Consider the following 12753-nt stretch of genomic DNA (forward strand, 5'->3'; position numbering starts at 1 on the left):
TCAGCGCCGGCTGCCCGGCGAGCCTCCCCCGGCAACCGCCAAGACCAGAGCCTCAAGCGCGGCGGTGCCTTCACCGCTGCCGCCCCGCAAGCGAATCTCCGCCTCGAGGACCTTCCAGGGAAGCTCACCCATCGCGGAGACGGCCTCCGGACCGCGGCGGGCCATGGCCGCCTTGTACATCTGGAAAAGGGGCCACGGGCCGGGCTTTCTCACCGCGCCCGGCCACTCCGCCATCAGTTTCGGCAACACTCGGGCCTTGAAGCCGTTGTAGTTCCCCGCCTCCGGCAGATTGTGAGCCATGGCGAGACCGTGGACAGCGGCCAACTGCTGACAGCGGCCGGCCAGCAGACTCAGGAACCGGAACCGCTCACCCTGTTCGTCTGCCGCGCTGTGGAGGTAGCGACGAAGTGCCGCCAACGCCGCGCCGGGCTTCCCGCTCTCCATCGCGTTGAAGACATCCCACACGTCCTGCTCGCCCCGGTCCACGACCGACTCTTCCACCGTGGCGAGGTCGATGCGGCTGGTGCCCTCCGGCACACCGGCGGCGATCTTTCGATACTCGGCCGCGAAGCGTGCCGCCGAGGCTTCATCCGCCGCCGAGGGGCCCCAGCCCTCCTTGCGCAACGTACGGCGCGCCAACTCCCGGGCCGCGACCGGTTCGATTCGCACGCCCGTCTCCCGCTCCAACTCGGCCACCACCGGGTCGAGGCCAGTCATCCTGCCACCGCGATCGAAAGCAAGTTGCTCGACCTCAAAAGCCGCGTTTCGTTCAAACAGACGGAGTACGAGAGGGTGCTTGCGATCCACGCTGCGTTCGGCGAACACCAGGGCGTGGCCTTCCGGCAGGCCGCCTTCCGCGGTCCGGTCGAGTTCCGCCAGGTTGCTTGTCGACCAACCGGTGAGATCTTCCGCTCGCGCAGCCTCCAGTAGTGCCGAGAGTCCCCGGAAAAGCTGGTCCCGTTCCTTCTTCGGCCGACCTCGGCGGCCGCCCTTTCGCTGTCCCTTGCCGCCCGCGAGAGCCGAGTCGGGCAGCGCGGCGATCGCCTCCTCGGCGGCGCCCGCAGTCGGGTCGATACCGAACAGCCGCAACGTCTGAAGAAGAGGACCCGCCGCCCTTCTCTCGGGCACCGAGAGCCCTTCGCCTGCTACGCCAACCAGGCCGTAGTCATCGCCCAGGACCTCAGCCGCCTCGTCGATCAGCTCGGCCGCGGCATCCTTGTCGGCAAACTCCGCACTGGCCACGACCAACGCGACCTTGGCCGGCTCGAACAGGGAAAAGGTGAACAGGTCAGCGAGAACCGTTCCCAGTTCCTCACCGGCCGCGCCCGTGTGGACCGCCACCTCACAACCAGCCGCGGTAGCCAAGGCCTCCGCGACTCGACTCGCTTCTCGCGTGGCCAGCACCTGCTCACCGATCACCAGGTAGAGCGGCTGGCGTTCGCCGCCTTCGATTCGCTCGACGGCGGCGTCGATTTCGGGTGCCTTCACTCGTCTGCGGGGAGCCGGCCCTTCTCTTCGAGTTCCTGACAGTCGACGCAGTAGGGCGCCCACGGCACCGCCTCCAGCCTGGCGCGGCCCAACTCGTTGCTGCAGTGGACGCAGATGCCGAACGTGCCGTCGTCCAGCCGGGCCGTCGCTTCGACGATCCGGTTGAGCAGAATGCCGTCGCTGTCCGAGAGCGAGAAGTTCAACTCCCGGCTGTAGGCATGATTCGCCCGGTCGACGAGGTCCTCCGCGCCCTCGCCGGTCGACGCCTTGAGGCCGGCGGTGAGATCGCGGTTGTAGCGGCCGAAGAGCTCCCGCCGCTTCTCTTCGAGCCGTTCGCGCACCCAATCGAAGTCGACAGCCGCGTTCCTTCTCCGAGCGCCCGAGGCGCCATCGCCATTGGCGCGCTGCGGCCGCAGCAGCAGCGTCGGCGGCTTTCTCGGCTGCGGCTTCCTGCGCGCGGCCTTCTTCCGGGCGGGCTGTCTCTTCGCCGGCTTTGTCGCGGATTCGACCTGGACTTCCTCGGGCGGCGCCGCCTCGTGCTCGGCTGCCTTCTCCGCGGCCGCCTTCTCGGCGGCCTCTGCCTTCGCCACCAGTTTCTCCGCCGCCGCGGCGGCCCGAGCGGCGTCCCTGAAAGCGGCCTTCGCCGCTTGCGCTGCCTTCGCGGCCTTCTCTGAGGCCGCCGCCCTGGAGACGGAGGTTCGGGCCAGCTTCCTGGCGGCGACGCCCTTGGCGGAAGCATCCCTGACAGCCGCCTGCGCCGCGGACTTGCGATCGGCCAGAAGTTTGGCGGCCCTGGCCGCGGCACTGCCGGTCGTGGCCGCCAGCCGGCCGGACTGCCCGGCGGCCTTCTTCCTGGCGGCCGCTTCCTCACGGCCCCTGGCCGCGGCTTCGGCGGTCGCCCCGGCCTCGCGATCAGCCTTGGCGGCTTCCCGCTCGCGAAGCGCGGCCTCGCTCGCGGCCTTGCCGGCCTTCTCCTTCGACTCCGCCGCCTTCTTGACCGCCAACTCGTTGGCGGCCTTCGCCGCTTCTGCCTCTTTCGCCGTCTTCACGGCGAGCGCGGCGGTGCTCTTCCTGTCGGCTGCCGCCTGCTTCGCCGCGGCAACGCGCGCAGCGGCGACTTCGGCCGCCCTGGTCGCCGCTGCCCGTTCAGCAACCGCCGTCCGCTCGGCCTTCTTTGCCGCCGCACGCCGCGCCGACGCCTCTTTCTCCGCGGCAGCGGCCGCATCCTTCCTGGTCGCGGCGGTCTTTCCGGCTCTGGCCGCGGCAGCGGCGCCGGCTTTCTCTTCCCGAGCCGCCCGCTGCGCCGCCGCCTTCTTCTCCGACGCAGCTTTCGCAGCCCGCTCCGCCGAGGCGGCCTTGCGGGACGCAGCAGCCTTCGCCTTCCTGGCCGCCGACCGGGCCGCCGCGAGCTCTCGCGCCGCGGCAGCGGCCGCCTCCCTGATGTCGTTCGATCCGTCGGTTCGAGAAGCCTCGTCCGCGTTTGCCACCTGAATCCTCCGCACGCGGCTCAGTAAAACGGGCGCCGATGATAGTTGATTCCCTCGAGGATGGTGAACGCTCTGTAAATCTGCTCATAAAGAGTCAGTCGGGCGAGTTCGTGAGCGAGCGTGAGCGGCCCCAGAGAGAGCCGGAGACGGCACGAACTCAGGAGGTTGCGGTCGAGTCCCAGGTCCGACCCCACGATCCACACGACGGGGCGCCGCCATTCCGAGCGCAGTCGCCCCACCTCGGTCGCGAGGCTCGTCGAACTGAGTCGCCGTCCGGTCCGATCGAGACAGACCGTCCAGGCGTCCGCCGGCAGAGCGGAGCGGATTGCCTTCCCTTCGAGCCGCAGTCGAGTCCGGTCGTCCCCGCGGGCGGGGCGAACGACCAGTTCCCGCACCGGCACGAACCTCTCGATCCTCTGCCGATAGTCGCCGCAGAGCGTCTCCCAGGGCTCCCGCCGGCGACCCACCCAGGCAACCACTATCTCGAACGGCACGGACCGATTATGCACAGCCCTCACTGTTATTCTCCGCCTCATGGCGCGCTCCGCCAACCAGGAATCCCGGCGCTTGATCAGGAAGCGTCTGACGAACGGCCTCGTGATCGGCGGCATCGCGCTAGGGGCCCCGGCCCTGTTCAACGCGATCGTGGCGCGCAAGGCGGGTCGCCTGCCTCGGCCCCGATGGGGTTCCACCCGCCACATCGAGGTCGACGGCCGCCGCGTGGCCTTCGTCCACCTTGAGTCACCAAGCCGCGGCGGCAAGCCGCCAATGGTCCTGCTCCACACGTTCGGCCCCGGGCACACCGGCCTGCTATGGCGCGAGACCGCCGAACGCCTGGCCCGAAGCCACGACTGCTTCGTGCCCGACTGGCTCGGCTGGGGCGACTCGGAACGGACGAACCGGCGTTACACCGCCGAGCTCTACATCGACCTGCTCGGCCGGTTCCTTCAGGAAGTCGTCGGCGAACGCGCCGTGCTCGTCGCCCCTCACCGCGCCGCCGCCTACGCTGTCGAGGCCGCCCTGAACGTCCCGGACCTGGTCGCCGCCCTGGCCCTCGTCGGGCCTCAGGGCATCGGCGCCGAGGTCACCGACGAACGCAGCGACCCGGTGATTCACGCGCTGCTCCGGGCGCCGGTACTCGGCAGGTCGGCGCTCAACCTGGTGACCGGCGAGCGGGCGCTCGAGACCCACCTCCGACGCGAGACCCTGTTCGGCGCCGAGGGCCTGGGAGAGTCCATGGTCGAGCAGCTCTACCGTGCGAGCCACCTCCCCGGCGCCAGCCACGCCCTGATCGACTCGCTCTGCGGCCGGCTCGGTCACCGCCTGCAGGCCGGCTTCGGCGAGAAGGTCAACCAGCCGGCATGGCTGGCGTGGGGCCGCCAGGCGACCAACCCACCGCTCGAGAACGCCGACCTCTGGCTACAGGAAATGCCGAACGCCCACCTGGACGTTTTCGACGGCTGCCGCAACCTGCCCCACGTCGAACGACCGGCCAAGTTCGCGGCGGCGCTGACGGCGTTCATCGAGCGCCAGCGCTTCGCCGCCTGAGCGGGCGCCGCGCCCAAGGCCTTCGCCGTGTCCAGGGATCCCGCTTTTCCGCCCGTTCCCGGCGGCTATCCCTTCCCCGAGCTCGAGCGCGAGACGCTGGAGTTCTGGCGTCGCGAGCGCGTGTTCGAAACCTCTCTTGAATCTCGCGACGAGAGCGGGCAAAAGGAGTTCTCCTTCTACGAGGGGCCGCCGACCGCGAACAACGTGCCCCACGTCGGCCACGTCGTCACCCGGGTGGTGAAGGACCTCTATCCGCGCTTTCGCACCATGACCGGGCGGCGCGTTCCGCGCAAGGGCGGCTGGGACACGCATGGCCTACCCGTCGAGATCGAGGTCGAGAAGCAGCTCGGCTTCTCCGGCAAGCAGCAGATCGAGGACTACGGGATCGAGAAGTTCAACAGCGCCTGCCTCGAGAGCGTCAGCGCCTACGAGCGGCAGTGGCGGCGGATGACCGAGCGAGTCGGCTACTGGCTCGACATGGACGGCGCCTACCTGACCTACAGGAACGCCTACATCGAGTCGGAGTGGTGGGCGCTGGCCGAACTCTGGAAGAAGGATCTGCTCTACGAAGGCCGGAAGATCCAGCCCTACTGCGCCCGCTGCGGCACCACCCTGTCGAGCCATGAAGTGGCGCAGAACTACCGCGACACCGAGGATCCTTCGATCTGGGTGCGCTTCCCGCTGCGACCCGGCCAGTCCATCGCGGGCGAGTTCAGCACCGACCGGCCGGTCGACATCGTCGCCTGGACGACGACGCCGTGGACCCTGCTTTCCCACGCCGGCATCGCGGTGCATCCCGACCTGACCTACCGCGCCGTGGAAGACCCGACGGATCCGGAACGGCTGCTGCTCATCGCCGACGGCCTCGAGCAACCGGTCCCCGTGCTTCTGCCCGGCGACGGCAAGCCGACGCGAGTCGATCTCCGGGAAGCCGGCACCGTCGCGCGTTTCTCCGGCCGGTCCCTGGAAGGCCTGCTCTACGACCGGCCCTTCGCGGTCGAACCGCACCGCTCCTACCGGCCCGCCGAGGTGTCGGACAGCGCCGGCTTCCGCATCCTGCTCGCCGACTACGTGACCCTCGCCGAGGGTACGGGCGCCGTGCACAGTGCGCCGCTGTTCGGCGAGGACGACCTCCGCAGCGGTCGCGAGTACGGCCTGCCCGAGTTCCAGGCCATCGACGTGGAGGGAAGGGTCGCGCTCGACTCGGCCGGAAGCGCCCAGGACCCGGCGACTCAGGACCTGATCGACGAGATCAACGGCGAGTGGTTCAAGGACGCCGACCGGGCGATTGTCCGTGCGTTGCGGCAACGGGGCCGGCTCCTCCACGGCGAGCGCCGCGGTCACAGCTACCCCTTCTGCTGGCGCTGCGACCAGCCGCTCCTGTACTACGCGACGACGAGCTGGTTCGTCCGCACCACCGCCGCCCGCGACCGGTTGATCGAGAAGAACCGTCAGGTCAACTGGCATCCGGAGCATGTCGGCCAGGGCCGGTTCGGCGACTGGCTCGAGAACGTCGTCGACTGGGCCCTGTCGCGCAGCCGCTACTGGGGCACGCCGTTGCCGGTCTGGAAGTGCGCGAACTGCAATGCTGTGGACGTCGTCGGCTCGTTCGAGGAGCTCTTCCGCAAGGTGGGCCGGCCCCTGCCGGAGGACCCCTACGACCGCGTCTGCTTCGACCCGCACCGGCCCTTCATCGACAACGACTTCCAGTGGCCGTGCACGACGTCGGGCTGCACCGGCACAAGGAAGCGGGTCGAGTACGTGATCGACGCCTGGTTCGACTCGGGCGCCATGCCCTTCGCTCAGTACCACTACCCGTTCGAGAACGAGGAGATCTTCCGCTCGCGCTTCCCGGCGGACTTCATCTCCGAGGCGGTCGACCAGACCCGGGGCTGGTTCTACACCCTGCACGTCCTGGGCTGCCTGCTGTTCGACAGCCCCGCCTACCGCAACTGCATCGTTCTCGGTCACGTGAACGACGAGAACGGCCGCAAGATGTCCAAGCGCCTCGGCAACGTGGTCGAGCCGATGGAGGTGCTGGCCGAGACCGGCGCCGACGCGCTCCGCTGGTACTTCTGCGTCAACAACCCCGAGCAGCCGTCGCGGTTCTCGGCGCGCCTGGTGCGCGAGGCGGCCCAGACTTTCCTGCTGCCGCTGTGGAACGCCCTGTCGTTCTTCGTGATCTACGCGAACCTCGACGGCTGGCGACCCGGGCGCGCGGAGATTCCGTTCGACGAGCGAGGGTCGCTGGACCGCTGGATCCTGCTCCGGCTCTACCGGCTGGTCCGCACCACCACCAATCACCTCCAGGCCTACCGCACGGCGCCCGCCGCGCGCGGCATCGAGACCTTCCTGGACGAGTTGACGAACTGGTACATCCGGCGCAGCCGCGACCGCTTCTGGGCGGCCAGTGAGGACGAAGGGACCGGCGCCGGCGGAGCGGGCGCGGACAAGGAAAGCGCCTACGAAACCCTCTACGAGGTGCTGACGACGATCCGCCTGCTGATCGCGCCGTTCGTGCCCTTCGTCGCCGAGGAGCTCCACCGGCGCCTCGTCTCGAGCCAGGGCGAGGGTAGCGTCAGTTGCCACCTCGAGTCCTGGCCCGAACCGCCCGCGGACCGCAGCGACGAGCGCCTCGAGGCGGCGATGGCCACCGTGCTCCAGGTTGCCCGCAACGGCCGCTCCGCACGAAACGCGAACGGCATCAAGGTCCGCCAGCCGCTTCGCACCGTCACCCTGGTCAGCGCCGACCCGGAACTCGAAGGACTCGTCGCGCCTTACGTCGACCTGCTCCAGGACGAGCTGAACGTGCACGAGGTTCGCTGGGCGGCGGACAGTTCGGAGTACGTGTCCTTCGATGTCGTGCCGCACTACCCGAAGTGCGGGCCCCGGTTCGGCCGCGCCATGCCGGCGGTGCGATCGGCCCTCGCCGCCCGCGGCGGCCTGGAGCTGAAGCGGGAACTCGATCAGTCCGGGCGCATCGCGATCGCGGTCGACGGCGAGACGGTTCACCTGGAACCCGACGAAGTCGAGGTGCGGCTTGAGGAGCGGCCCGGCGTGGCCGTCCACGGCGACAGCGAGCTGCTGGTCGCCATCGACGTCGAGCTGGACGAAGAACTGATCGCCGAGGGCCTGGCGCGGGAAGTCGTGCACCGGGTCCAGAGCCGGCGGCGCGCCGCGGACCTCGACTACGCGGACCGCATCGCCGTTCACTACCGGGCCGCCGAGGACGTCGAAGCGGCGATCGACGTGCACCGCGAGTGGATCTGCGGCGAGACGCTCGCCGTCACCCTGCAGGCGGTGAACGGCGACAGCCCCGACGGCCTGGAAGAAGCGCCGATCGAAGGGCGTGCCTTCGCCCTGGCGATCGAAGTGCGGCCCCAGTGAGCAGGAGCGGCTGAACAAGGAGCCAAAGGGACGACATGGCAGGGATCTTCAAGGCGTACGACGTGCGCGGCCTCTACCCAGGGCAGTTGAACGAGGAGCTGGCGCGGCGGATCGGCATGGCGTTCGAGCGCCTGGTCACGCTCGAGGGCGACCAGGGCGCGGCCCTGCCGCGCACCGTCGTGGTCAGCCGCGACATGCGCGACCACAGCGTGCCGCTCTCCGCCGCGCTCTGCGCCGGACTCACCTCAGCCGGTCTCGACGTACTCGACATCGGCCTCGCCACGACGCCCATGAACTACTTCGCCACCGGCCACCTGGGCGCCGCGGGCGGCATTCAGGTCACGGCCAGCCACAACGCCGCCGAGTACAACGGCCTCAAGTTCAGCCTCGCCGGCGCCGTGCCGGTGTCCGGCGACCACGGCATCCCGATCATCGAGCGGCACGCGCTGGGCGAGGAGCCGGCGCCGGCCGCTGGCCCCGGCCGGGTCGAGACGAGAAGCATCGAGACGGAGTACGCCGAACACGTCCTCTCCTTCCTCGACCGCTCGTTCGAGGCAACCGGCGCTCCGAAGCTGCGGTTAGCCGCGGACGCCGCGAACGGCATGGGCACGATCTACCGGCCCCTGCTCGAGGCCTGCGGCGTGGAGCTGTTGCCGCTCTACTTCGAGCTCGACGGTACCTTCCCGAACCACGAAGCGAACCCGCTGCTGCCCGAGAACCTCCGCGACCTCAGCCATCTCGTCGTCAAACGGAAGGCCGACCTGGGCGTCAGCTTCGACGGCGACGGCGACCGCGCCGCCTTCGTCGACGAACGCGGCGAACCGATCGGCTCCGACCTGATCACCGCCCTGATCGCCGGCCAGATGCTCCAGCGCGAGTCGGGCGGCGCCGTGATCCACGACATCCGCTCCTCCCGAGCGGTTCCCGAGTACATCCGCGAGCACGGCGGCACGCCACTGCCGGAACGGGTCGGCCACTCCTTCGTCAAGGCGACGATGCGGCGCACGGGCGCGATCTTCGGCGGCGAGCTCGCCGGCCACTACTACTTCCGCCAGAACTACTGCGCCGACAGCTCGATCCTGGCCGTGGTCGCGGTCCTCAACCTGCTCCGCCGCTCCGGCAGGTCCTTGTCCGAGATCACCGCACCCCTTCGCCGCTACGCCAAGAGCAGCGAGATCAACTTCGAGGTCGAGGACAAGGACGGCACGATGGAAGCCCTGGTCCAGCGCTACGCCACCGAAGGCGGCGGCGCGCTCGACCGCCTCGACGGCATCCGGATCGACTTCGACGACTGGTGGTTCAACGTCCGCCCCTCGAACACCGAACCCCTGCTGCGGCTCGTCCTGGAGGCCTCGACCCCTGAAGAACTTGCCGCCCGCCAGGCCGAACTGACGGCGCAGCTAGGCGATCCGATCTAGTCCCGCCCGCCCAGCAGCCCGGCCCGCATCAGGAAGTACAGCAGGGTCAGCAACGAGGAAACGGCCGCGGCGACGTAGGTCAGGGCGGCAGCGTTCAGCACCCGGTCCATCCCCACCCGCTCCGTCTGCAGGATCAGTCCCTGGTCCACGGCCAGGCGCTTCGCGCGCGCCGTGGCGTCGAACTCCACCGGCAACGTGACGAGCTGGAAGAGGACGACCGCCGAGAACATGACGACGCCGACCAGAAACATCCCCATCGAGCCGAGGATCAGGCCGAAGAACATGACGAAGTAGCCGATGTTGCTGCCGATGCCGGCCATCGGCACGAGAGTCGACCGCAGCCACAGCGGCGCGTAGTTCTTGGCGTGCTGGATCGCGTGTCCGGCCTCGTGGCAGGCGATGCCGATCGCGGCCACCGAGTTCGAGCCGTACACCTGCTCGGACAGGGCGAGCTTCTTCGTCACGGGGTTGTAGTGGTCGGACAGCCGGCCACGGGTGGCGACCACCTGGACGTCTGTGATGCCGGCGTAGGCAAGCAGGCGCTGCGCCGCCTGCGCCCCGGTCATGCCGGTCACCGAGCGCACCTTGGAGTACTTCTTGAACGCCCGCTTGACCCGGAAGCTGGCCCACAGGGACAGCAGCAGGCCCGGCGCCAGAAAGACGAAGTACATGGGATCGAAGATCATCGAACGGACTCCTTGATGCGTGTCCGGACTGAGTTACGGGCCGTGGAGGGCAGTGTTCTCGTGGCGTCCAGAGCGACCCGGCGCCGCGACAGGGCTGCGGGAAGGTCAATCCGGGACCGCGAAGAGTATATTCCGCGCTTCCCCGCGGACCTGACGCCAGACCAATGCCTCCCATCACACCTCTCGAACTGAAGGGCACCGCCGGGGCGCTCCAGGCCGAACTGCTCGAGCCGGATGCGACGCCGTCCTTCGTCGCGACGGTGGCGCATCCCCATCCGCTCTACGGCGGTGACATGGACAACCACGTCGTCGCAAGCGCCGCCAACGCCGTGGTCGAACTCGGGGGCGCAGCGCTTCGTTTCAACTTCCGGGGCACCGGCGGCAGCGAGGGACGCCACGACGCCGGCCGCGGCGAAACCGACGACCTGGCCGCCTGCGAGCAGGAGCTCCGCAGCCGCTTCCCGCGGCTGCCACGCATCGGCATCGGCTATTCCTTCGGGGCCGTCGTCACGATGGCGCGCCTGCCGCAGGCGAAGGAGGCGCAGGATCTGCCCGGCGGGCTCCTGTTGATCGCGCCGCCGCTGACGCACTACGACTTCGAGGCTGCCGCCAGCGCCTCGGTGCCCGTCGCCGTGGTCTACGGCCAGCTCGACACGTTCACGACGGACGCGATGATCCGCCGGCTGCCGAAGCGCTGGCCCACCCTGGGTGCATGCCTGGAAGTCTCCGGCGCCGGCCACGACCTCTCCTCGCCGGATCTGGGTGCGACGATCCGGCAGGCGCTGCAGAGCCTGCTTCCCGGCTAGCTGGCTCGGACTTCGCCGATCTCCTCGGACGAGCTGTAACAACGGCGACAGCGGGCCTCGTAGGTCTCCACGTCCCCGACCAGGACCTGCTGGTCACCGCCAGCGATCCGCAGCGAGTACTGGGCGGCGGCCCCGCAGCGGACGCACACCGCGTGCATCTTGTCGACGTACTCGGCAATCGCCATCAGTTCGGGAATCGGCCCGAACGGGCGGCGCCGGAAGTCGAGGTCGAGCCCGGCGACGATCACCCGCACGCCCAGGTCGGCCAGTTCCGTCGCCAGCCCGACCAGGCCAGCGTCGAAGAACTGAGCCTCGTCGATGCCGACGACTTCCACGCCCAGTGTCAGCTTCTCGCGCATCTCGTCGCTCGAAGCCACCGTCTCCGCGGACAGGCTCCGATTGTCCCGGGTGGTCAGCACGTCGACCTCGCCATCCCGGGTGTCCGTCACGATCCGGAACACCTGGACGCGCTGGCGGGCGATCAGCGCGCGGCGGAGCCGGCGCAGCAGTTCCTCGCTCTTGCCCGAGAACATGCCGCCGGTGATGACTTCGATGCAGCCGCCGTCGCTGGCGCCCTGTTCCCGGATCATGCCGATGCCCCCGCGGCACGGCGAACCTGGTCGTGACTACCTCCGGCGGGCCGCGTCGAACCGTCCGAAGTCCTTGTCAACACCGTTCGATGATACCCTCGGGCACCAGAGTTGCCGCCGCGTTGCAGCCGCGCACGCGCCTCTGTCAAGGGTCTCAGGAGGCCCTCAGCCGATGCCAGAGATCGACTTTCCGTCCCCACCCGCTCCCACCCCGGCGCCTTCCCAGGTGCCGGGGACACTGCACGTGACCGCCAAGGCGGTGCGGATGATCAAGCTCACCCGCGAGGACGAGGGTCTGTCTTCGGACCACGGCCTGCGAGTCGCGGTCCGGGGCGGCGGCTGCAGCGGTTTCGAGTACGCGCTCGACTTCGAGACGAACCAGCGCGAGACGGACGAGGTCTTCGAGTACGAGGGCCTGCAGGTCTACGTCGACCCGATCAGCGCCCGCTACCTCAAGGGCACGACGATCGACTACCAGCTCGGCGTCGCGGGTACCGGGTTCAAGTTCTCGAACCCCAAGGCCGTCGGCACCTGCGGCTGCGGGTCGTCGTTCGCGGTTTAGCGGCGTCGCAGCGGAGGTCGTGACCGTCCGCCCGGTGATCGTAGGGGAGGAACTGTGCGCCCCCGCTAGTAGCACGCTCGAGGAGGGTCGTGTGGACTGGTTCGCGGTTGGCGCGGATCGCACCACGCGGGTCGGCGCTTTGATCAGGGAACGGCCGTCGGCGCTCAGTCCTTCCGAATCGGAGCGAGAGTAGTGAACATAGGGACTTGTCGCGAAGGGCAGTCAGGTGCGGACCCTTAGCGCGGCCGCGCCGAATCATGCGAGGATCTACCGCCCACAGCCAAAGCGGAACCTAGTATGGTGATGTCGCGGAAGGTAATCGAGATGAACAGACAGAAGCCTGAGGGACGAGGTACTGCACTGCGAAAAAGGCTCACCGATGTCTTGAGTGCCAGGTGGTGGATCGGAATCGGTGTTTGCATCACAGCCATCGGTCTGGTGCCGCTGTTCTGTAGCGACGGTAGACAAGATCCCGAGTGGCAGCGGAAGCTGCGGACAGATCTTGAACAACTCCCGGACGAACCCGCGAACCACTTGAGGGTCGCTCGGGGCGGCGTGCTTGAACTCGGACCGGTCGACAGGTTCCTCTTCCACAGCCTGATACTTGAACAAGACAGCACGTTGAAGCTCACTGATGGACTTCCAGTTCAAGAACTACGCGCAGAGAGGGTTGAACTGCGTCCAGGTGCTTCCATCCAGGGCGTGGGGCGCCCTGGTCTTCCGGGCGAATCAGGTTCGCCCGGTGCTAAGGGCGGCAAGTGCACAAGAGGGCAAGATGGGA

The 12753-nt window shown here is 68.8% G+C and carries 10 protein-coding genes; 5 read left to right on the forward strand and 5 right to left on the reverse strand.

Annotation, left to right across the window (positions count from 1 at the left end):
* Genes OXI49_16835 through OXI49_16845 form a run of 3 tightly spaced genes read right to left on the reverse strand, consistent with a single transcriptional unit; the run spans window position 1 to window position 3469 of the window.
* Window positions 1-1488 (reverse strand): hypothetical protein, encoded by a 1488-nt coding sequence (locus OXI49_16835; protein MDE2692170.1) that lies wholly within the window; start codon window positions 1486-1488, stop codon window positions 1-3.
* On the reverse strand, window positions 1485-2990 hold the full coding sequence (locus tag OXI49_16840; GenBank protein MDE2692171.1) for a TraR/DksA family transcriptional regulator: 1506 nt from the start codon (window positions 2988-2990) through the stop codon (window positions 1485-1487). Before OXI49_16840 ends, OXI49_16835 begins: the two co-directional genes overlap by 4 nt.
* A 5-nt stretch (window positions 2991-2995) precedes the next feature.
* Complete coding sequence (locus OXI49_16845; GenBank protein MDE2692172.1) at window positions 2996-3469, reverse strand: 23S rRNA (pseudouridine(1915)-N(3))-methyltransferase RlmH; 474 nt, start codon at window positions 3467-3469, stop codon at window positions 2996-2998.
* A gap of 40 nt (window positions 3470-3509) precedes the next feature.
* Here OXI49_16845 and OXI49_16850 point away from each other — a divergent pair, with 40 nt between their 5' ends.
* From OXI49_16850 to OXI49_16860, 3 genes are read left to right on the forward strand one after another with little or no spacing between them, the layout of a single operon-like run.
* Entirely contained in the window at window positions 3510-4523 is a 1014-nt protein-coding gene (locus tag OXI49_16850; protein ID MDE2692173.1) for an alpha/beta fold hydrolase, read from the forward strand.
* A 27-nt stretch (window positions 4524-4550) separates the two neighbouring features.
* The gene (gene ileS / locus OXI49_16855; GenBank protein MDE2692174.1) at window positions 4551-7910 is read left to right on the forward strand and encodes an isoleucine--tRNA ligase; all 3360 of its coding nucleotides are present in this window, start codon (window positions 4551-4553) and stop codon (window positions 7908-7910) included.
* 35 nt (window positions 7911-7945) lie between these two features.
* Window positions 7946-9328 carry a phosphomannomutase/phosphoglucomutase gene (locus OXI49_16860; GenBank protein ID MDE2692175.1) on the forward strand — a complete coding sequence of 461 codons (1383 nt, stop codon included), beginning with the start codon at window positions 7946-7948 and terminating at the stop codon, window positions 9326-9328.
* Here OXI49_16860 and OXI49_16865 read toward each other — a convergent pair.
* Complete coding sequence (locus tag OXI49_16865) at window positions 9325-10014, reverse strand: zinc metallopeptidase (protein MDE2692176.1); 690 nt, start codon at window positions 10012-10014, stop codon at window positions 9325-9327. The genes OXI49_16860 and OXI49_16865 overlap by 4 nt on opposite strands.
* Window positions 10015-10178: 164 nt before the next feature.
* Here OXI49_16865 and OXI49_16870 point away from each other — a divergent pair, with 164 nt between their 5' ends.
* Window positions 10179-10820 carry an alpha/beta hydrolase gene (locus tag OXI49_16870; GenBank protein MDE2692177.1) on the forward strand — a complete coding sequence of 214 codons (642 nt, stop codon included), beginning with the start codon at window positions 10179-10181 and terminating at the stop codon, window positions 10818-10820.
* Here OXI49_16870 and OXI49_16875 read toward each other — a convergent pair.
* Window positions 10817-11410, reverse strand: a complete 594-nt coding sequence (locus tag OXI49_16875) for a thymidine kinase (protein ID MDE2692178.1) — start codon at window positions 11408-11410, stop codon at window positions 10817-10819. The genes OXI49_16870 and OXI49_16875 overlap by 4 nt on opposite strands.
* A gap of 172 nt (window positions 11411-11582) precedes the next feature.
* On the opposite strand from OXI49_16875, the gene OXI49_16880 reads away from it, so the two are divergent.
* Window positions 11583-11972 (forward strand): iron-sulfur cluster assembly accessory protein, encoded by a 390-nt coding sequence (locus OXI49_16880; protein ID MDE2692179.1) that lies wholly within the window; start codon window positions 11583-11585, stop codon window positions 11970-11972.
* Window positions 11973-12753 lie beyond the last annotated feature (781 nt).

This window comes from Acidobacteriota bacterium, from assembly GCA_028875725.1.
In the GTDB taxonomy this organism is placed as follows: domain Bacteria; phylum Acidobacteriota; class Thermoanaerobaculia; order Multivoradales; family Multivoraceae; genus Multivorans.

What these genes read in the sequence shown, in the direction of transcription:
- OXI49_16850 (MDE2692173.1), top strand. Translation starts at nt 3,510, where the DNA reads ATGGCGCGCTCCGCCAACCAGGAATCCCGGCGCTTGATCAGGAAGCGT.
- OXI49_16860 (MDE2692175.1), top strand. Translation starts at nt 7,946, where the DNA reads ATGGCAGGGATCTTCAAGGCGTACGACGTGCGCGGCCTCTACCCAGGG.
- OXI49_16865 (MDE2692176.1), bottom strand. Translation starts at nt 10,014, where the DNA reads ATGATCTTCGATCCCATGTACTTCGTCTTTCTGGCGCCGGGCCTGCTG.
- OXI49_16870 (MDE2692177.1), top strand. Translation starts at nt 10,179, where the DNA reads ATGCCTCCCATCACACCTCTCGAACTGAAGGGCACCGCCGGGGCGCTC.
- OXI49_16875 (MDE2692178.1), bottom strand. Translation starts at nt 11,410, where the DNA reads ATGATCCGGGAACAGGGCGCCAGCGACGGCGGCTGCATCGAAGTCATC.
- OXI49_16880 (MDE2692179.1), top strand. Translation starts at nt 11,583, where the DNA reads ATGCCAGAGATCGACTTTCCGTCCCCACCCGCTCCCACCCCGGCGCCT.